Consider the following 18,115-nt stretch of genomic DNA (forward strand, 5'->3'; position numbering starts at 1 on the left):
CGTGCACTAGCGAATGAAGTAGATGGTGGCGAACAGTGCGATCCACACGATGTCCACGAAGTGCCAGTAGTACGACACGACGATCGCGGCCGTTGCCTGGGCAGGAGTGAACTTACTGACCAGTGTTCGCGTGATCAGAAATACGAAGGCGATCAAACCGCCGATGACGTGGAGCCCGTGGAAGCCGGTCGTGATGTAGAAGACCGATCCGTACACGCTCGACGACAGCGTCGTACCCTCGTGGACCATGTGGTAGTACTCGTAGCCCTGGCCGGCGACGAAGAAGGCGCCCATGACCAGAGTGATGATGTACCAGCGGCGCAGTCCGAAGACGTCACCGCGCTCGGCGGCGAAAACCCCGAGCTGGCAGGTGAAGGAGGACGCGATAAGTACAGCGGTGACCGGAACGGCGAGCGCAAGGTTGAGCTCGGTCGGTTCCGGTGGCCAGTTTCCGTTGGCCTGGGCTCTCGCGACGAAGTACATCGCGAAAAGTCCGGCGAAGAACATGAGTTCGCTAGACAGCCACACGATCGTGCCGACGCTGACCATATTCGGGCGGTTCAGCGAGTGCACGCGTTGGGTGATTGCCGATCCTTGAGTCCCTACAGCGCTCGTCACAGAAAGAAGTATGACTGCTCGTAGTACCGAAGGCATACCCGGGTCTGTTGTTGGCGCGTCGCCCGAACAGCCTCCCATGGGCGGCACGGAATATGTCCAGGTCAGGACCCCTGATCGGACCTGGTGCCGCACGCCGTGGAAGGCTTGCCTCATGTCAACGAACGGTGGCCCGTCCTGGTTCCGGCGACTTTTTGCGCGATCGAAGTCGGCCCCTCTGGACCCCGCACGGTCAGATTTGGTGGTAGTCGCATCATCGTTCGACGACGCCGAATCTGCGTCCTCCGCGTTGGAGCGAGCCGCGAGCACCGGTGGATGGAACTCGGAGGCCGAAACTGTCTTTCGGCACCACCTGGTCTTGCCCGCCGAGACCGTCGAGGACGCTGCGAGCATCGCGTCCCAGGACCGATACGAGGTTGCGGAAGGGTCTTGGCCGAAACCGGAAGTGCCCGCTGCCGGCTATCGCATGAACGTCGTCGACGGAGTCGAGGTGACACTGCAGCGCGTACAGGTCATCGATGCCCTGCATATTTCCCAGGAACGGTCCCGGATGGCCGGACTGGCTCAGCGTCGTGGCGGCGTCGTTGTGGGGTGGGATGCTCTTCAACCTGATGCCGCCTCAACCTGACACGGCCTGAGCGGACGTCGCTGATTAGGCTTTGCGAGCGCGTGTCGCGGCCGACCTCCTAGCCTGGTCGGCTTGTCCGATGTCGAGGAAGGTACGGGGAGAACATGATCGAATCGAAGATCGGTGAGCCGAGCAGGACGTGGAAGAAGGTACTCGGTGCGTTGACGTCGAATGCCGACCTTTCGAGTGCCGACACGAGTTGGGCGATGGACGAGATCATGTCCGACAACGCCACAGCAGCGCAGATCGCCGCATTCGGTGTCGCTCTCAAGATGAAGGGGCCGACCCCGGAGGAAGTGCGCGGACTCGCCGATTCGATGCTGGCGCATGCGACGTTGGTCGACAGTGAACCGAACGCCGTCGACGTGGTGGGGACCGGAGGTGACGGTGCCGATACGGTCAATATCTCCACGATGACCGCGGTGGTCGTGGCGGCGGCGGGTGGCCGCGTCGTCAAGCATGGCAACCGGGCGGCGTCGTCGCAGAGCGGGACGACAGACGTGCTCGAAGCGCTGGGGGTGAAGTTCGGATTGGGGCCGGAAGGGGTGGCGACCACAGTCCGCGAGGTGGGTATCGGGTTTTGTTTCGCCCCTATCTACCATCCGGCGCTGCGCTTCGCGGGCCCACCGCGTAAGGAAATCGGCATCCCTACCGTGTTCAACGTCCTCGGCCCGCTGACCAACCCCGGACGGCCTCGGGCAGGTCTGATCGGGTGTGCCTTCGAATCTCTGGTATCTGTCGTCGCCCAGGTATTCGCCGACCGGGGATCGAGCGCGCTGATCGTGCGGGGCGACGATGGGCTCGATGAGATCACGATGTCGACGACCACCACTGTTCATATCGTGTCGAACGGTTCCGTGACCGTCACGAAGATCGATCCGAAGGATTTCGGTCTCGACTACGTCCCTATCGAAGCGTTGAAGGGAGGAGACGCTGCCTTCAACGCCGACGTTGCCCGTTCGGTGTTCGGGGGCGAACACGGTGCGGTCCGCGACGCTGTTCTGCTCAACGCTGCGGCCGCGCTCACCGCGCTCGACGGCATTTCCGGGGGCATCGACGCCGATGATCTGATGCCGCTGATGGCGCGCGGATTGGAGCGCGGCGCGGCTGCCCTCGATTCCGGCGCCACTACCGAGCTCCTCGACCGGTGGGTCACTAGGTCGAACCAGCTCGATTGACGCAGCTATTCGCCGATCGAGAAGCCGGCTTCGATGTCTGCGCTCGAGTAGGACTGAAAAGCGATGTGGGTTGCGGTGTTGACGACCCCCGGTACCTTGTTGATCCGCTGCGTGACGACCTCGGCGATCTGCTGGTGATCCCGCACCTTGACGATGGCGATCAGGTCCACGTCTCCGGCGCACGAGTACACCTCGGTGACGCCGTCGACGTCTGCCACCGCCTGGGCGGTCTCCGGGATCGCATGAGCCTCGGCGTCGATCATGACAATGGCGTTGATCATGGGGCTCCTTCACTACCTCGGTGGCACGCAGCTCGACCACGTGATGGAGTTCGAGTTTAGAGCGCCCGTCCGATCGGCTCGTCGTGCGTGCCGTGTTCGAGCCCCGCCACCGTGCGGGCGGTCGCACACCATTGTTTCCATCCGCCCGCGCCGTGAACGGGTTCGGCATACCCGTCGGTCGTGCGCACGATTCTGACCCCGTCCGAATCCAGCCACCGCGCGACGAGTCCGACTTCCTCCGGGGACGCGCCGCGCAATGGTGTGCTGTCGGGAACGACGGTCTCCGCAGCGGCGACGATGGCCTCGACTACCGGCATAGGGTGCACACGGCGTGATGTGGTCGCGGCCGCAGCGAGCCTGCCGTAACGCACGACCGCCAGTTCCCACCCGCCGTCAGTGGCTCTTCGTGCGACCACGAGCTCGGCAATGGCAGCGATCGCACCGAGACGGTGCAGCCGCCGCAATACGTCGGCCAGAACGGCGAGCCGATCGCGTAGCCGTGCTGCCGATTCGAAGAGCTGGGCATCGGCGAGGGCGGTGACTCTGTCTCTGATGGCGTGGAGGGCACTGGCTTCGGTCCCGCGCGCGAGGGCACGGAAGCGCTCGGGCGCAGGCGCATACTGCTCGAGAGTGATCGGCTCGGCGCTGGCCGCGGCGCATCCGCCGACAGCTGTCGGTTCACAATCGTGCACCGCGGATTTGGGAATCCGCCGCGTACACGTGCGGATGGCGTAGAACTCGGCGATGAGGGCAGCCGCGTCGGCTGCATCGGCCCGAACAGTGAACGGGCCGATCGAGTCCGGTGCGGGAGTTCGTATCACGGACAGGCGCGGAAACGCATCCGTGGTCGTCGTGATCCACCATCCCTTCTTGGGGAACTTCGATCGTCGGTTGTACGGCGGGATGTGGGCGCACAGGAGCCGGAGTTCTCGTACGCCGGCTTCGAGTGCGTGTGCACATTCGACGTGATCGACCGCTACAGCGAGGCCCACCATTTCCTTCATGCGACCGCGGGTCTCGGACCCGGTGAAGTAATTGCGGACGCGGCGCTGAAGGTTGGTGGAGGTTCCGACGTACAGAACCTCGTTTCCGGGCCCCTTGAAGAGGTACACGCCGGGGGTACGGGGCAACTGGGCCGCGAGCGAGCGTTTGGCGCGTTGTCCGGCGGAGACGGTCGGCAGGTAGTCGACGAGCTCTGCGTAGCTGTGGACGCCTTGGTTGCCTACGCGCTCGATGAGCGCGTGCAATACGTCGACGGTGGCTCTGGCGTCGTCGAGTGCGCGGTGCGTCGGTTGGGTGCTGACTTGGAACAGGGAGGAGAGCGCGGACAATTTGACGGACGGTGCTTCGTCTCGAGTGAGTACTCGTCGGGCAAGTTTCACGGTGCACAGGACCTGGAACTTGGGCCAGGCGATGTCCAGCCGTGAGGCGGCCGCCCGGAGGAACCCGGTGTCGAACCGAGCGTTGTGGGCAACGAGAACCGAACCGCGGGCGAATTCCAGGAAACCTGGGAGCACGCGTTCGATCCGTGGTGCACCGATGACCATTGCGGTGGTGATGCCGGTCAACTCCACGATATACGGGGGGATCGATCGGCCCGGATCGATCAGCGTCGCGAACTCGGCGATGACTTCCCCGCCTCTGACCTTGACTGCGCCGATTTCGGTGATCGCCTCGGTGTCGGCGCTGCCCCCAGTGGTCTCGAGGTCGACCACGACGAACGTGGTCTCGTGCAACGGAGTGTCGAGTTCATCGAAGCTCAGTTGGATCGGCAGGCTCACGACTGAGGACGGTAGCCCCGCATACCGACAGGAAGTTGCGCGGTGATCCGTCGGCGCACCGGCCGAAGGAAATGTGTCGGAGTGCACCGTTAGGTTCGGGACGAGCGAACGAAAACGCGAGCTGACCTACGAAAGAGACGAGGATCACATGATCGTCGATTGCGGTGATTGCAGGGTGCGCGACATCTCGTGCGCCGACTGTGTTGTGACGGTCCTCCTCGGGGCTCCGGGGTTTCCGGCGAGTGGCGGTGTGCAGGTCGGTTCGAGGCCGCCTCGAATTGCCCTCGACCAGGAGGAACTAGGTGCAATGGACATCCTTGCAGAGGGTGGTCTCGTACCGCGTCTGCGTCTTGTGACAGACGGTGACGAGGCCTCCGACGGTGGGTCGTTATCACCCCGTGACACTCGGGCCGATCGCCGCGCGATCTAGCGCGGAATCGAACTTGATCGAAGTAGTCGGCGCGTTGGGGTCGACACAGGGGTATGCCATTTCGTAACCTTCCTGAGACCTTGCGGAGTCTCGCCAATCCAAACCGGAGTGGCGTCGCAGGGCACCGCCTAATCGGGACGCTTGTATGAGCGCCCGTACCGGGAACCCGATTTCCATTGGGGTGAATCCCGCCGAGTCGCGACAGCGACGACGCGGGTAGGGCTGATCTTCCCAGCCCGAACCCGTCAGCTAACTCGGTCGGCGGATGAACGGAAGAAACGGAGCAACCCCTTCTCGTGGCGTCACATACTTCAACCCGTCAAATGCGTCGAATTCTCGTAGCTGGTGCGATCGCCGCGGGTGCGGTCGTTCTACCCGCTGCCCCCGCAATGGCGGCTCCCATCACAATCCCCGGAGTCGGCACATTCGAGGTTCCGGAAATCCCAGGTCTTCCTCCACTGCCCACCGAGATCCCAGGGATGCCAGGCGCGCCTGCCCCTATTGCACCTCAGGTGACGCCGGCCGCCAAGGCTGTACAGGCAGCCGAGTCGAAGATCGGTGCCCCGTACGTCTACGGTGCAGCAGGCCCGAGCTCGTTCGATTGCTCAGGTCTGGTGCAGTGGGCCTACAAGCAGGCCGGAGTCAGCCTTCCTCGTACCAGCTACGACCAGGCTGCTGCCGGTACGCCGGTGTCCATGTCGGACCTCCAGCCGGGCGACGTCGTCTCCTTCTACGGCGGCTCGCACTCTGGAATCTACGCAGGCAACGGCAACGTCATTCATGCATCGACATCGGGTGTTCCTGTGAAGGTCGCTCCAGTGTCGTCGATGCCCTCCGACGGAGCGCGTCGCTACTGATCTCCATGATCGGCCTTTCCGACAGCATCAGGTTGCAGCCGTCTTCGGCGCGCCTGGTGCTGTCGGTCGTTTCGGGCCGAGATGGTCGGCCGTCATTCACTCGAATGGACTCTCGCGATACCGTTCCGTAACCTGGCCGAGTCCGTTGGTCGAGCAAAGCCACCGGATCGTCGAGAAATGTCCGAGTTTTACGACTCGATTTCTCCCCGGCAAGCCTTACTGATGGGTAGGGTTTGTTTTCCACTCGTTATCGTCGCCCAGCCGGGTGGCTGACCGCCAGAAGTCAAGTTCCACCGGTAGCAGTTCGATCGCGTCCATTCGGTTGCGCTGATCACCTCGGCCGGTTTCACAGCAAGAACGGAGAGACACTTTCTCGTGGCGACACCGACAGTCAAGCGCGTCACCCGCTCCAAGCGGAGCGTTCTCGCAGCCGCAATGCTTGCGGCGTGTCTCGTGCTCGGCCCGACCATCCCGGCCAACGCGCAGCCGGGCGTCGACAGTTCGTCCGATGCGCAGACGCGTCTGGCAGATCTGTCCCGTGAGTCGGAGCAGACTACCGAGGCATTGCACAACGCCCAGATCGATCTGGACGCGAAGGCGGCGGCTCAACGGGACGCCGAGGCCGCTGTCGGTACGCAACAGGAAGCACTCACGCGTGCGCAGGCTGCACTCGCGGAACTGAAGCCGGCCGTCGACAAAGTCGCCAACGTCAACTATCAGGGCGGGCGCACCAATCGACTGTTCGCCGTCATGGTCAGCGATTCACCTCAGCAGTTGCTCGATCAGATGTCGGCTCTCGACATCATCTCGGCGGAAACCGCGCGTCAGGTGGAGCAGTTCAAACAGGCCACAACCGATGCCGCCGCCGCCGAGGACGCGGCGCGTACCGCAGCCGAAACCGCCAGGATTGCTGCCGAACAAGCCAAGGTCGTCAGCGACGGCCTGCAAGCGAAGCAGAGCGAACTGCAGGGACAGATGGCCGAAGTCATCGCGAGTTTCAACGCGCTGTCGGGGTCCGAGCAGGCCGAGCTCGCGGGTTCGCCGTTGCCTCCGGGCTTCGACCTGTCGAAGATCTTGTCGAACCTCATTCCGGGTTCGGGGTCCGGAGCGCTGCAGGCTGGTCTGACACAGATCGGGAAGCCCTACGTGTGGGGCGCGACAGGCCCCGATGGGTTCGATTGCTCCGGTCTGGTTGTGTGGGCGTACAAGCAGGTCGGTAAGACGCTCCCGAGATCGAGCCAGGCGCAGGCGTCGGGCGGAACACCGATCGATCAGAAAGATCTTCAGCCGGGCGATGTCGTGTTGTTCTACCCGGATGCATCCCACGTCGGGCTGTACGCGGGCAACGGCAACGTACTCCATGCATCGACCTTCGGGGTTCCGGTGAAGGTGCAGTCCATGGCGTCGTTCCCGTACTACGGCGCGCGTCGCTACTGAAATTCGGTGCTGTCGACCCGCGGTGAGATGACTGCTGAGAAGCCGCGTCGGACACGCCTGACTGTCGTTGTACTGAGCGTTCTGCTTGGGCTGTCCGCGTGTAGCGCCGATCCGGTGACGGAAACGGGGTCCACCACGACCGCCGCGGTCAATCCGTACGAGGCACAGCGTCGCCTCGGCGTCGAGGACTTGCTGCGCAGGTGGGCCGATGCTGTCCGTTCGAACGACGTGGTTGCACTCGAGAAGACGATCGACCCAGCCGCCTCTCCGGAGTTCCTCCGGTCCGAAATGCGTCGGGCTGCCAATCTTGCGTCCGTCCCGCTCGCGGATTGGGGCTACGAGCTCGTCGACGAGCCCGAAGTTCCGGTTCCCTCCTCGGTCGCGACTCCGTTGAACGCTGCCGACGTCTGGGCGCCATCGGTCGTACTCCGATACGCGGTGACCGGACCTGATACGACGCCCACTCGCCGACCGGTGGCATTGGTGCTCGCGAAGCGTGACGACGAGTGGCGCATCGTCTCGGACACGGAGATTGCGGGCGTCGAACGAACGACATGGCGTGGTCCGTGGGACTTCGGTCCCATGATCGCGAGATCGGTGTCGACTGCCGGGGGGACATCGGTGGTTCTCGGACATCCGGATCAGTTGTTGCTGGTCGACCGGGTGGCGAGCGAATTGCCGTCGGCAGTCGATGCCGTGTCGGACTTCTACGGGGACGGCTGGTCGCGGGCCGCACTGATCTTCACTTCCGGATCCGTCGAGGAATTCGCGGCGTCCGCTGGTGCCGGCACGGCCGGGACAGACGTAGCGGCGGTCTCCGTGTCCGACTCGGTCGTCCCAGGACAGACCGTCACAGGCCAACGAGTGGTGTTCAGTCCAGCAGCGCAGGACCGGTTGACAGACATGACGACTCGATCGGTCCTTCGCCACGAGCTGACGCATGTGGCAGCACGCGCCGCCACGGTCGACGGCTCGCCGACCTGGGTTCTCGAGGGCTTTGCCGACTACTCCGGCTACCGGGGCTCAGGGGCCGATTTCGGTCGTGTCGCTCCGACTTTGAGCCGCGTAGTCACCGAAGGAGGGGCCCCTACGGTTTTTCCGGAGGACTCCGATTTCAGTGCGGGAGGTGTGCGGTCCACGCTTGCGTACGAGTCCGCGTGGTCCGTGTTCGCATTTGCGGCCGCGCAGTTCGGTGAACCGGCGCTGCGAAGCCTCTACGCGCAGCTTGCCACGGGTCCGAAGACCGCATCCGAGGTCGACAGCGGACTGAGATCGGTGACCGGAATGAGTACCGGAGAGTTTCTGCAGGCCTGGGGGGCGTGGGTACTTCGGCAGTCGTCCTGACCTACGGTGGACCCATGCATCGGACACTGCTGGTGACGAACGATTTCCCGCCGCGTCCTGGTGGAATCCAGTCGTATCTCCACAGCTTCGCCACGAGATTTCCGGCCGACGAGTTGGTGGTCTACGCACCACGGTGGCGCGGCGACAGTCATCGAAAGTTCGACGCACGCCAGCCGTTCGAGGTCGTCCGCCACCCGACGACACTGATGCTGCCGACACCATTGGTTGCGAGACGGGCAGCCTCGCTGGTCAAGTCGTTCGCCTGCGAGTCGGTGTGGTTCGGAGCGGCAGCACCGCTGGCGGTGATGGCGCCGGTCGTGCGTCGAGCTGGGGCCGATGTCGTGATCGCCAGTACACATGGCCATGAAGTGGGCTGGTCGATGGTGCCCGGCGGCCGGGGGACCCTGCGCGCCATCGGCAATTCCGTCGATGCAGTGACGTATGTGAGCAAGTACACCCGCGGACGTTTCGCCTCAGCTTTCGGCCCGCGAGCCGCTCTGGAACACGTTCCACCCGGTGTGGACACCGACAGATTCAAGCCCGACGCTTCGGCCCGGGCAGAGTTGCGGGCGCGTTATGGCTTGGGAGATCGTCCGACGGTGCTGTGCCTGTCGCGGTTGGTGCCGCGTAAGGGGCAGGACTATCTGATCCGCTCGATCCGGGGCATACGCGCGAGGGTCGATGGCGCAGTGCTCGTCATCGTAGGAGGTGGGCCCTACGAGGGAGCTCTTCGCGCGTTGGTCCGAAAAGAAGGTGCGGACGACCACGTGATCTTCACCGGCACGGTGCCGTCTGCGGAATTGGCTGCCCATCACACCATTGCCGACGTGTTTGCCATGCCGAGCCGGACGCGCGGAGCAGGTTTGGACGTCGAAGGGCTCGGCATCGTCTACCTCGAGGCGTCCGCGTGTGGGATCCCGGTTGTCGCCGGGCTGTCCGGTGGGGCGCCGGAAACAGTCCAGCAGAACAAGACCGGGCTGGTGGTCGATGGTCGATCCGTCGAGCAGATCACCGATGCGATCGTACGAATTCTGTCCGATCGTGCACTGGCGGCGTCGATGGGCAACGCAGGTCGCAGTTGGGTCGAGAACAGTTGGCGCTGGGATGTTCTGGCGGGAAAGCTGCGCGGGCTGCTCTAGTGCTGCGGCATCACTTGGCGTAGATCGCCTCGATCTCGTTCGCGTACGACTTGGCGATCACGTTGCGCTTGAGCTTCATCGTCGGCGTCATTTCGCCGGACTCTTCGGTGAAATCGCCAGGAAGAATGCGGTACTTCTTGATAGCTTCCGCATGTGAGACGGACATGTTGGTCTCGGCCACTGCCGCGTCGATCTCGGCGATGAGATCTGTGTCCTTCGCAAGATCGGCGGCGGTGGCGTCGGCCGGTTTGCCGTGCGCGGCTTTCCAGCCCGACAAGGCATCCTCGTCGAGTGTCACCAGTGCGCCGATGAACGGTTTCTGGTCGCCGACGACGATGGCTTGACTGATCAACGCGTGCGCCCGCAGCTGGTCCTCCAGCCCAGCGGGCGACACGTTCTTTCCGCCTGCTGTGACGATGAGCTCCTTCTTGCGGCCAGTGATGGTGATGTAGCCGTCTTCGTCGAGCGATCCGAGATCGCCGGTGCGGAACCACCCGTCGTCGAGGGACTCTGCCGTCGCCTCGTCGTTGCGCCAGTAACCCGAAAAGACCACCGGTCCGCGCAGTTGAATCTCGTCGTCGTGAGTGATCCGAACGGTGTTGCCGGGCAAGGGGCGCCCGACGCTGCCGACGCGCTGATTCCCGATCGTGTTCACCGCGAACGCAGCGCTGGTCTCGGTCAGGCCGTAGCCCTCGTAGATGGGCACACCGATGCCTCGGTAGAAGTGCCCGAGACGTGCACCGAGTGGGGCGCCGCCCGAAATGGCGAGTTGGCACTGGCCTCCGAGAGCGGCACGTAGCTTCGCGTAGACGAGCTTGTCGAACACAGCGTGCTTGATGCGCAACACCACTCCGGCGCTGCCGTCCTGGGCCTCGCTCCAGGCCACGGCCGTATCTGCAGCGGCATCGAAGATCTTGCCTTTGCCGTCGGAGTGCGCCTTCTGCTTGGCGGTGTTGTACACCTTCTCGAAGACACGTGGGACCGACAGAATGAAGTCCGGTGCAAATGTGCCGAAAGTGGCGACGAGGTTCGGTATGTCGTTGGTATGACCGACGGCGGTGCCGGCGTCGAAGGCTGCGATGGTGACGGCGCGGGCCAGGACGTGGGCCAACGGAAGGAACATCAACGTTCGGCTGCCGGGACGAAGCAGAGCTTTCAACGACGTCTCACGAATCCCACGGGATTCCGCGAGCAGGTTCGCGTGGGTCAGCTGCACGCCCTTGGGTCGCCCGGTCGTCCCGGATGTGTAGATCAGGGTGGCCGGATCCGACGAGCGAAGCGCCGCGACCCGCGCGTGTACTTCTTCGTCGGAAGTGTCCGCTCCCAATGCCGCCAGCTCGGCGATGGCACCGGAATCGGGGGTGTCGCCGTCGATGCGGAAGGTTTGTGCAGAGCCGGTGGAGCGGCGGAAGTGGGCGGCTACGACCTCGGCGGTGTCGGCGACATGTTTGTCGGTCTCCAGGACGAGGAGGACGGGGTCGGCGTCGGAGAGAATCCACTCCACCTGGCCTGCCGAGGAGGTTTCGTAGACGGGCACGGTGACGCCGCCGGACGCCCAGATCGCATAGTCGATGACCGACCACTCGTAGCGCGTCGACGACATCAGGGCGACGCGATCACCCTGACGCACTCCTGCGGCTATGAGCCCCCTCGCGACCTCGACTACTTCGGCTGCGAACGACGCGGCGGTGACGTCGGACCAGGAACCGTTCACCAGTCGGCGAAACGCGATCGAATTGGGTGCGTTCGATGCGCGTGTGAACACGGTGTCGACGGCCGACTCGCTGTTTTCGACGACGAATACGGCGGGCGATGTGAACTCACGCACGGTGACCTCCAGGAAAGAAAAGGTTAGCTCTACTCACGAGTAGCTCGGATTCGTCTCACTGTAGACCCGAGCCTGAGGGTCGTTCGACCGCCTCGTGTGTGCAAGGACCGGTCGATGTGTGAAGCTCATCGAATGAGCAGTATCCAAGTTGCCGATCAGACCTTTATCGCTGTACCTGGTTCGGCGGTCGCCGAGGCTCTGTCGCATCCGGATCGCTGGCGTGTCTGGTGGCCGGACCTTCGCCTCTCGGTGACCGACGATCGTGCCGAGAAGGGCATCAGGTGGGCGGTCGATGGAGCATTGACGGGGACGATGGAGGTGTGGCTCGAACCTGTGTCGGTAGTCGACGGCGTTATCCTTCACTACTTCCTTCACACCGAGCCTGCGGGCGCGAACCCGGTGGATCTCGTCGTAGAGAACAGGCAGCGCCGGGCCGCAGGGAAGGTCATGGCGTTCGAGCTCAAACGAGGGCTGGAGGCGGGCCGCGCTGCCGGCGAGCGGCCGCCACACGCCCGCCCCTGATCGGCGGTGCGGCGCCCGTTGTGCCTCCATCGGCCATCGTGTGAGATGAATGACGACAGATCGGCGCGTCGGGCATGTTCCCGGGCGCTGGGAGACCGCGAGAACAGAAGGGACACCGAGTAACAGGATGGCCGAGAGAACTCAGAGGTCGATCACGGTCGACGCTCCATCCACGCGTGTGATGGACGTTATCGCCGACTTCGACGCGTATCCGACCTGGGTTTCGGCCGCGAAGTCGGTGGAGGTGTTGGCGACCGGCGCCGATGGGCGCGCGGAGCGCGTCAAATTCGTGCTCGACGCAGGAATGGTGAAAGACACCTACGAGCTCAGCTATCAGTGGGCGCCGGACGGCAGTTCCGTCTCCTGGGAATTGGTGTCAGGGGACATGCAGAAGTCCCAGACAGGTTCCTACTCGCTGAGCGATAACGCCGACGGCGGTACCGAGGTCACCTACGAACTGGCCGTCGACTTGAACATCCCGATGATCGGCCTGTTCAAGCGCAAAGCCGAGAAGGTCATCACCGACACTGCGCTGAAGGAACTGAAGAAGCGAGTCGAAGGCTGACCGAGGCCCGCGCCGAGGTCCACACCGCTGTCCGACTGTTCGTCGGCAAGGGCGGTGCGGGCAAGACGACTCTTGCCGTCAAAGCTGCGCTCGACCACGCTCGGTCTGGACGGCGTGCGCTTGTCGTGTCCTTCGACCAGGCGCACTCGGTGGCGGAGGTCCTCGGTATGCACTCCCGTCGCGCCGACATGGCCGAGGTTGTGACGATCGAGCAAGGTTTGGACGTACTCGAACTCGATACTCTTGCTCTTGTAGTAGCGAGGTACACCACCCTCGCGCACATTCTGGCGATGTCGGGAACGGGCCATGAACACGGCCTCAGACTCGGCGGTGTCGATCCTGCCGAGATCGTGGGTGCACCCGGGGTTCAGGAACTCCTCGGTCTGCACCGCATCATCGAGCTCGTGGATGAAAATCGTTGGGACACAGTATTCGTCGATCTTCCTCCGACGGCGGACTCGGTGCGCACGCTGCAGTTGCCCGATCTCGTGTGCGGGTATCTGGAACGGCTGTGGCCGAGGCACGATCGGATCGTTGCCGGTACTGGAACCGACCCGCGGTTGACGGTAGTGGTTGCCATGGTGGAGAGCGTCTTCGCCTCGGCCGACAGCGTGCGCGAGCTCGTGTTCGACCGCGCGAGAACGTCGGCGACGATTGTGCTCACACCGGAGCGTGTCGGCATCGCCGAAGCGCGTCGAACCATGTCTGCCGCCGCTCTGACCGGCCTTCCTGTCGACACCGTCATGGTCAACAAGGTTCTGCCCATGCTGAATTCGGCGTCGGTCGGCCTCGTCGGAGTCCATCCCGCAGTATTCTGGTTCGAGGGGTGGAGGTCGGCGCAGCAAGAAGTTCTGCGGGAAGTCGAGGCGATGGCAGAGGGGATGTCGCTGGTCGTCGTGGAACAGTCTGCGCACGAGCCGGTAGGGTTGCCGGGTCTGGGTAGTCTCGCGGCGCGGGTGGGCGCCACACGGGTGCACGAGAGCACCGGAGCGAACGAGCCGGCGGTCGCGCACGAGTCGGGTACGGGGTTGGAGTCGATCTACACGATGACCATGGTTCTTCCTCTGGTCGACCCGACGACGTTGACCCTCGGTCGTGTTGAGGACGATGTGATCATCGGGGCGGACGGGATCCGTCGTCGGGTACGTCTGGCGTCGGTTCTGCGTAGGTGCATCGTGGTCGGCGCTGACTTCGAGGACGCGACGCTGGTCGTTCGCTTCACCCCGGATCCGGCGGTGTGGCCGGCGTGAGGGGCGGGTGGGAATATGACTGAACGGCACTCCGACGTTGCTGCCGAGCTCTGGGCGCTCGCCGAGACGGTGCTCACGCGACTCGAGCCCGTCCTACGCCAGGCCGTGGAGGACCAGCAACAGCGTCCGCAACAAGGGTGCAGTTGGTGCCCGGTGTGCGCGCTGGCGGCGCTGATGCGCGGGGAGCAGCACGATCTGCTCACGTTCGTGGCAACGGAAGGCGCTTCCATTGTCGCGCTGCTGCGTCAATTGATGAGCGACCACGCCGAGGCGACAGCCAGTTCGTCGTCGTCCTCTGATCCGCCCGGATCACACGTCCCTGATCCGGAGACCAGTGGATACACGAAAAGTGACGAATTCCATAGTTCCGATCCGGATATTGCGCACGACACGGATGACCCGATAGTTCGACGAGCGAAGTTCGTACCGATTACCGTTACCGTGAGAGAACCGACAAAGCCGAACGCAAGGGACTGACAAGAAGGTCCTGTTCGATAGCTGGTCGGGGGAGCAATGATCGCTATGCCGTGGGGGACGGCCGAGAAAGGTCGGACAATGAAACGGCGGCAAGGATCTCTGACGATCGGTATCGACGTCGGTGGCACGAGCTTGCGGGCCTCGGTCGTCGACCCGTCGGGCCAGGTCATCGATTCGACGCAATCGCCAACTCCACATACGGCTTCGGCACTCGAACAAGGGCTCGAGCGAGTAGTCCGCGAGCTTGCCGAGCGGCATCCTGTTTCGGCGGTTGGTCTGGCTGTGGCGGGATTCGTCGACTCGGACCGGAAGTCGGTGAGGTTCGCCCCGCACCTGCCGTGGGTCAACAGTCCGGTGGCGCGTCGGATGAGCGATCGAATCGGGCTTCCCGTGTTGCTCGAGCATGACGCCAACTCCGCAGCTTGGGCCGAGTACCGGTTCGGGGCTGCAGCCGATGGTCGAAACGTCGTCATGGTTGCAATCGGTACGGGCATCGGTGCAGCGCTGTTGATCGACGGCCGAATCTATCGCGGAAGTTACGGTGTCGCACCGGAACTCGGACATATCCAGGTGGTTCCCGACGGACGCGCGTGCCCGTGTGGAAAGCGCGGTTGTTGGGAACGGTACTGCAGCGGAACAGCTCTCGTGGACACCGCGGTTGAATTGTTGGCTGCCGATCAAGGGTCGTCGACGATCCTAGCCCGAGACGTGTTCCTAGACCCGGGTTCGTTGACAGGTCGTCGTATCGCTTCTGCGGCGCAGGACGGCGACGAGATCGGGCTGCGGACGATGCAGGACTTCACACGGTGGCTCGGCGTCGGACTCTCGATGGTGAGTGACATATACGACCCCGATCTGATCGTGATCGCGGGTGGCGTTGCAACCTCGTCGAGTCAGTTCTTGAACGAAGCCACCGAGCACTGTGCCCGCCTGGTGACGGGCGCAGGACATCGTCCGCTCGCCCGGATTCGAGCGACTCAGCTCGGTGAAGCTGCGGGCATGATCGGCGCCGCGGATCTGGCCCGGTCTGCGTTCTCGACGTCGTCACACTGACGCGGAGTGTGAACCCTGTCGCCTTACCGCGATTGCTGTGGCTGGGGTCATAAACGGTAGGTACAGTTTCACCTGGATCAACGCTCGCTGACACTTTCTGATCAGGAAGGACGCCATGTGGTACTGGCTGTTCAAGTACGTCCTCATCGGTCCCATCCTGACTGCTCTGGGTAGACCGACTGTCGAGGGTCTCGAGAACATTCCGGCGCGGGGGCCGGTAATTCTGGCGAGCAATCACCAGGCCGTCCTCGATTCGTTCTATCTACCGCTGAAGGTGCAGCGCCGCATCACCTTTCTGGCGAAGAGCGAGTACTTCACCGGTCCTGGTCTCAAGGGTGCATTCCAGAAGTGGTTCTTCACCGCGGTCGGCCAGGTTCCGATCGACCGAACCGGTGCGGATGCAGCGCAGGACGCGCTCAACGCCGGTGCCCGGGTGATCGGTAAAGGCAAGTTGCTCGGCATCTATCCCGAGGGAACCCGTTCACCCGACGGACGTCTGTACAAGGGCAAGACCGGAATGGCCCGGTTGGCATTGAAGACCGGCGTGCAGGTGGTACCCGTAGCGATGATCGGCACGGACAAGATGAACCCGATCGGCTCGAAGGTGTGGCGCCCGGCGAAGATCACGATCAGGATCGGCAAGCCGATCGACTTCTCACGCTTCGAGGGGATGGCGGGCAACCGATTCGTCGAACGCGCTGTCACAGACGAGGTGATGTACGACTTGATGCTGCTGTCCGGTCAGGAGTACGTAGACGTCTACGCCGCCTCGCTCAAGAAGACCGTCCCGGCGCCGACTGCTGCGCAGGACGGTCCCGAGCGCATCCCCGACACCCGGGCCAGCTGACGCGTTCTACGGCTTCGTACCGAGCGAGACGCTGCGCAACGGCGCGAACGCCACCACGAACAGGGCCGCGATACCCCACCAGACATACGACGACGCCGCCAGCTGGTCCCACACGGGCCAACCGAGGCCCGAGGCGCGGCCACCTGCCAGGCGCCAGTGCGGTGCGAAATGAAGCAACACGACGCCGACGCCGACGAATGCCAGCACGGCATAGCTACGTCGGCGGAACGCGAGCGTGCCGAGGGCAACGATGAACGGCACCGCCCATACCCAGTGATGTGACCACGACACGGGTGAGACGAGAAGTCCGAACATCGCGTTGACACCGAGGGCGAGCGCAGTCTGGCCGGCAGAGAACGCGGAGCGCATTGCTACTGCAGCGATCACAAGTAGGCCGCACGACAGCAGGATCCACAGAACGGACCGTAGCGAGTCGTCGAGCCCGAACCGAGCGAGTACGCCGGTGATGCTCTGATTCGCAGCGTAGGCGGGTCGACCGATTCGGTCGGAGTCGATGAGGGTCTTGGTCCAGTACGTGACGGAATCGGAAAACGTTATGAGGAATCCGAGCGCCGTGAACGCGGCGAAGCTCAGTCCCGAGATCACGGCGGAGCGAAAGTCTTTGCGTAGCAGAAAGAACAGGACGAAAACGGCGGGTGTCAGCTTGACGGCTGCGACGAATCCGATGAGTAGGCCGCGGGGCCAGGGCGTCTTACGCGGCAGGCAGTCCGCGACGACGAACGCCATCAGCACGATGTTGATCTGACCGTAGTCGAGGGTGGAGAACACCGGTTCCAGAACGAGTGCGGTGGCGAAGATCCCGCCCGCTGCCCACAGCAGCAGAGTTCGAGGTGCGTACCCGAGGGATCGGAGCGTGAGAACGATCGTCGCGAACAGAAGCACCATCGACAAAATGGTGACCAGGATGCCCGCCGAGTACAGCGTCACGGCCGAGAGCGAACTGAACAGTACGGCCGCGATGGGTGGGTAGGTGAACGGCAGCGTATTGCCCAGTTGGGTCGGCGGCATTTCTCCGTACAGCGGTGAGCCGGCGGCGAACACTCCGCCACCGAGTCGGTAGACGTCGAGATCGATTCGGTAGTAGTTGCCCAGCGACGTCAGTTCTCGGAGCGGCGGTAGGCCGAAGATGTTGTATGCGATGCCCGCCAGTGACGCCACCGCGATCACTACGCAGGTGATCGCGAGTACCGCAGGCGGGAGAGTGTGTCTTGGGGCCTGTTGTGTCTCCTGCGCCTGCGCAGTCGTCCCGGGTGTCGTCAACGTCGTTCCTTCTTCTTGTGGCTCGGCCCCCGTGTCGGTCGACACTCGTGCTGGTCGAGTCGTCGCGTCGGGATAGTGTGTCCTGCGTGCGTTACTTCTATGACACCGAGTTCATCGAGGATGGTCGCACAATCGAGCTGGTCTCGATCGCTGTGGTCTCCGAGGACGGGCGTGAATTCTATGCTGTGTCCTCCGAGTTCGACCCCGAGCGCGCAGGAAAATGGGTTCGACGCAACGTTCTGCCCAAGCTGCCACCGTACTCGTCACCGCTGTGGAAGAGCAGAGCACGAATCCGCGACGAGCTGCTCGAGTTTCTCGTCCCGTTCCCAGGCGCCGACGTCGAGCTGTGGGCATGGGTGGCCGCGTACGACCATGTTGCGCTGTGCCAACTGTGGGGGTCGATGACCGACTTGCCGCGTTCGTTGCCGAGGTTCACCCGTGAGCTGCGTCAACACTGGGAGGACCGAGGGAGTCCGTACTTGCCCCCTGCGCCCGACGACGCTCACGATGCGCTCGCCGATGCTCGTCACAATCTTGCCAAGTTCCAAGCCGTCGAGTCTGCGTCGCGCTGACCGACCTCGAGTCGAGGGTGCCGCGCGCTG

Annotated in this window: 19 protein-coding genes and 1 riboswitch; of the genes, 14 read left to right on the plus strand and 5 right to left on the minus strand. The window is 63.6% G+C overall.

Going from position 1 to position 18,115, the window contains the following annotated elements:
- Positions 1 to 6 precede the first annotated feature (6 nt).
- Complete coding sequence (locus WDS16_RS07145; RefSeq protein ID WP_068380990.1) at positions 7 to 618, minus strand: cytochrome c oxidase subunit 3; 612 nt, start codon at positions 616 to 618, stop codon at positions 7 to 9.
- Positions 619 to 769: 151 nt separating this feature from the next.
- On the opposite strand from WDS16_RS07145, the gene WDS16_RS07150 reads away from it, so the two are divergent.
- Both WDS16_RS07150 and trpD read left to right on the plus strand, forming a co-directional pair.
- Positions 770 to 1,243: a hypothetical protein gene (locus WDS16_RS07150; RefSeq protein ID WP_338891591.1), complete on the plus strand. Its 474-nt coding sequence runs from the start codon at positions 770 to 772 to the stop codon at positions 1,241 to 1,243.
- Between the two features lie 104 nt (positions 1,244 to 1,347).
- Positions 1,348 to 2,421, plus strand: coding sequence for an anthranilate phosphoribosyltransferase (gene trpD, locus WDS16_RS07155; RefSeq protein ID WP_338891592.1), 1,074 nt, complete (start codon positions 1,348 to 1,350; stop codon positions 2,419 to 2,421).
- A gap of 5 nt (positions 2,422 to 2,426) precedes the next feature.
- Here the strand turns inward: trpD and WDS16_RS07160 are convergent, their stop codons facing one another.
- Together WDS16_RS07160 and WDS16_RS07165 are read right to left on the minus strand one after the other, a co-directional pair.
- Positions 2,427 to 2,702, minus strand: coding sequence for an Lrp/AsnC ligand binding domain-containing protein (locus WDS16_RS07160; protein WP_338891593.1), 276 nt, complete (start codon positions 2,700 to 2,702; stop codon positions 2,427 to 2,429).
- A 56-nt stretch (positions 2,703 to 2,758) separates the two neighbouring features.
- On the minus strand, positions 2,759 to 4,483 hold the full coding sequence (locus WDS16_RS07165; RefSeq protein WP_338891594.1) for a DEDD exonuclease domain-containing protein: 1,725 nt from the start codon (positions 4,481 to 4,483) through the stop codon (positions 2,759 to 2,761).
- Positions 4,484 to 4,631: 148 nt separating this feature from the next.
- Between WDS16_RS07165 and WDS16_RS07170 the strand changes: the two genes are divergently transcribed.
- The 5 genes from WDS16_RS07170 to WDS16_RS07190 all read left to right on the plus strand — a co-directional run bounded on the left by WDS16_RS07170 (position 4,632) and on the right by WDS16_RS07190 (position 9,690).
- A complete protein-coding gene (locus WDS16_RS07170) occupies positions 4,632 to 4,913 on the plus strand; it encodes a hypothetical protein (RefSeq protein WP_338891595.1) in 282 nt (93 codons plus the stop codon).
- Between the two features lie 115 nt (positions 4,914 to 5,028).
- Positions 5,029 to 5,193, plus strand: a riboswitch (cyclic di-AMP (ydaO/yuaA leader).
- Between the two features lie 43 nt (positions 5,194 to 5,236).
- A complete protein-coding gene (locus tag WDS16_RS07175) occupies positions 5,237 to 5,770 on the plus strand; it encodes a C40 family peptidase (protein WP_338891596.1) in 534 nt (177 codons plus the stop codon).
- A 435-nt stretch (positions 5,771 to 6,205) separates the two neighbouring features.
- Positions 6,206 to 7,207 (plus strand): C40 family peptidase, encoded by a 1,002-nt coding sequence (locus tag WDS16_RS07180; protein WP_338893277.1) that lies wholly within the window; start codon positions 6,206 to 6,208, stop codon positions 7,205 to 7,207.
- 27 nt (positions 7,208 to 7,234) lie between these two features.
- Positions 7,235 to 8,551, plus strand: a complete 1,317-nt coding sequence (locus tag WDS16_RS07185) for a hypothetical protein (RefSeq protein ID WP_338891598.1) — start codon at positions 7,235 to 7,237, stop codon at positions 8,549 to 8,551.
- A 14-nt stretch (positions 8,552 to 8,565) separates the two neighbouring features.
- Complete coding sequence (locus WDS16_RS07190) at positions 8,566 to 9,690, plus strand: glycosyltransferase family 4 protein (protein ID WP_338891599.1); 1,125 nt, start codon at positions 8,566 to 8,568, stop codon at positions 9,688 to 9,690.
- Positions 9,691 to 9,700: 10 nt separating this feature from the next.
- Here WDS16_RS07190 and WDS16_RS07195 read toward each other — a convergent pair whose 3' ends face one another.
- Positions 9,701 to 11,518, minus strand: coding sequence for a long-chain fatty acid--CoA ligase (locus tag WDS16_RS07195; RefSeq protein ID WP_338891601.1), 1,818 nt, complete (start codon positions 11,516 to 11,518; stop codon positions 9,701 to 9,703).
- 132 nt (positions 11,519 to 11,650) lie between these two features.
- Here WDS16_RS07195 and WDS16_RS07200 point away from each other — a divergent pair, with 132 nt between their 5' ends.
- The 6 genes from WDS16_RS07200 (at position 11,651) to WDS16_RS07225 (ending at position 16,232) form a co-directional block, all read left to right on the plus strand.
- Positions 11,651 to 12,040, plus strand: a complete 390-nt coding sequence (locus WDS16_RS07200; RefSeq protein ID WP_338891602.1) for a polyketide cyclase / dehydrase and lipid transport — start codon at positions 11,651 to 11,653, stop codon at positions 12,038 to 12,040.
- A 127-nt stretch (positions 12,041 to 12,167) separates the two neighbouring features.
- Positions 12,168 to 12,605 (plus strand): SRPBCC family protein, encoded by a 438-nt coding sequence (locus WDS16_RS07205; protein ID WP_338891604.1) that lies wholly within the window; start codon positions 12,168 to 12,170, stop codon positions 12,603 to 12,605.
- 35 nt (positions 12,606 to 12,640) lie between these two features.
- Positions 12,641 to 13,855, plus strand: a complete 1,215-nt coding sequence (locus WDS16_RS07210) for an ArsA family ATPase (RefSeq protein ID WP_338893278.1) — start codon at positions 12,641 to 12,643, stop codon at positions 13,853 to 13,855.
- A 15-nt stretch (positions 13,856 to 13,870) separates the two neighbouring features.
- Complete coding sequence (locus WDS16_RS07215; protein ID WP_338891606.1) at positions 13,871 to 14,332, plus strand: hypothetical protein; 462 nt, start codon at positions 13,871 to 13,873, stop codon at positions 14,330 to 14,332.
- A gap of 78 nt (positions 14,333 to 14,410) precedes the next feature.
- Positions 14,411 to 15,385 carry an ROK family protein gene (locus WDS16_RS07220; protein ID WP_338891607.1) on the plus strand — a complete coding sequence of 325 codons (975 nt, stop codon included), beginning with the start codon at positions 14,411 to 14,413 and terminating at the stop codon, positions 15,383 to 15,385.
- Positions 15,386 to 15,500: 115 nt separating this feature from the next.
- Positions 15,501 to 16,232: a lysophospholipid acyltransferase family protein gene (locus WDS16_RS07225; RefSeq protein WP_338891608.1), complete on the plus strand. Its 732-nt coding sequence runs from the start codon at positions 15,501 to 15,503 to the stop codon at positions 16,230 to 16,232.
- Positions 16,233 to 16,238: 6 nt separating this feature from the next.
- Here WDS16_RS07225 and WDS16_RS07230 read toward each other — a convergent pair whose 3' ends face one another.
- A complete protein-coding gene (locus WDS16_RS07230; protein ID WP_422395764.1) occupies positions 16,239 to 17,513 on the minus strand; it encodes a glycosyltransferase 87 family protein in 1,275 nt (424 codons plus the stop codon).
- Positions 17,514 to 17,599: 86 nt separating this feature from the next.
- Here WDS16_RS07230 and WDS16_RS07235 point away from each other — a divergent pair, with 86 nt between their 5' ends.
- Entirely contained in the window at positions 17,600 to 18,085 is a 486-nt protein-coding gene (locus WDS16_RS07235; RefSeq protein ID WP_338891610.1) for a polyadenylate-specific 3'-exoribonuclease AS, read from the plus strand.
- Positions 18,086 to 18,115 lie beyond the last annotated feature (30 nt).

It is taken from the genome of Rhodococcus sovatensis (assembly GCF_037327425.1).
GTDB classification, from domain to species: domain Bacteria; phylum Actinomycetota; class Actinomycetes; order Mycobacteriales; family Mycobacteriaceae; genus Rhodococcoides; species Rhodococcoides sovatense.

Bases quoted from the DNA above. Each gene is read 5' to 3' on its own strand.
- WDS16_RS07180 (WP_338893277.1), top strand. From the start codon at position 6,206: ATGCTTGCGGCGTGTCTCGTGCTCGGCCCGACCATCCCGGCCAACGCG.
- WDS16_RS07185 (WP_338891598.1), top strand. From the start codon at position 7,235: ATGACTGCTGAGAAGCCGCGTCGGACACGCCTGACTGTCGTTGTACTG.
- trpD (WP_338891592.1), top strand. From the start codon at position 1,348: ATGATCGAATCGAAGATCGGTGAGCCGAGCAGGACGTGGAAGAAGGTA.
- WDS16_RS07215 (WP_338891606.1), top strand. From the start codon at position 13,871: ATGACTGAACGGCACTCCGACGTTGCTGCCGAGCTCTGGGCGCTCGCC.
- WDS16_RS07170 (WP_338891595.1), top strand. From the start codon at position 4,632: ATGATCGTCGATTGCGGTGATTGCAGGGTGCGCGACATCTCGTGCGCC.
- WDS16_RS07205 (WP_338891604.1), top strand. From the start codon at position 12,168: ATGGCCGAGAGAACTCAGAGGTCGATCACGGTCGACGCTCCATCCACG.
- WDS16_RS07150 (WP_338891591.1), top strand. From the start codon at position 770: ATGTCAACGAACGGTGGCCCGTCCTGGTTCCGGCGACTTTTTGCGCGA.
- WDS16_RS07200 (WP_338891602.1), top strand. From the start codon at position 11,651: ATGAGCAGTATCCAAGTTGCCGATCAGACCTTTATCGCTGTACCTGGT.
- WDS16_RS07175 (WP_338891596.1), top strand. From the start codon at position 5,237: ATGCGTCGAATTCTCGTAGCTGGTGCGATCGCCGCGGGTGCGGTCGTT.
- WDS16_RS07225 (WP_338891608.1), top strand. From the start codon at position 15,501: ATGTGGTACTGGCTGTTCAAGTACGTCCTCATCGGTCCCATCCTGACT.
- WDS16_RS07160 (WP_338891593.1), bottom strand. From the start codon at position 2,702: ATGATCAACGCCATTGTCATGATCGACGCCGAGGCTCATGCGATCCCG.
- WDS16_RS07220 (WP_338891607.1), top strand. From the start codon at position 14,411: ATGAAACGGCGGCAAGGATCTCTGACGATCGGTATCGACGTCGGTGGC.
- WDS16_RS07190 (WP_338891599.1), top strand. From the start codon at position 8,566: ATGCATCGGACACTGCTGGTGACGAACGATTTCCCGCCGCGTCCTGGT.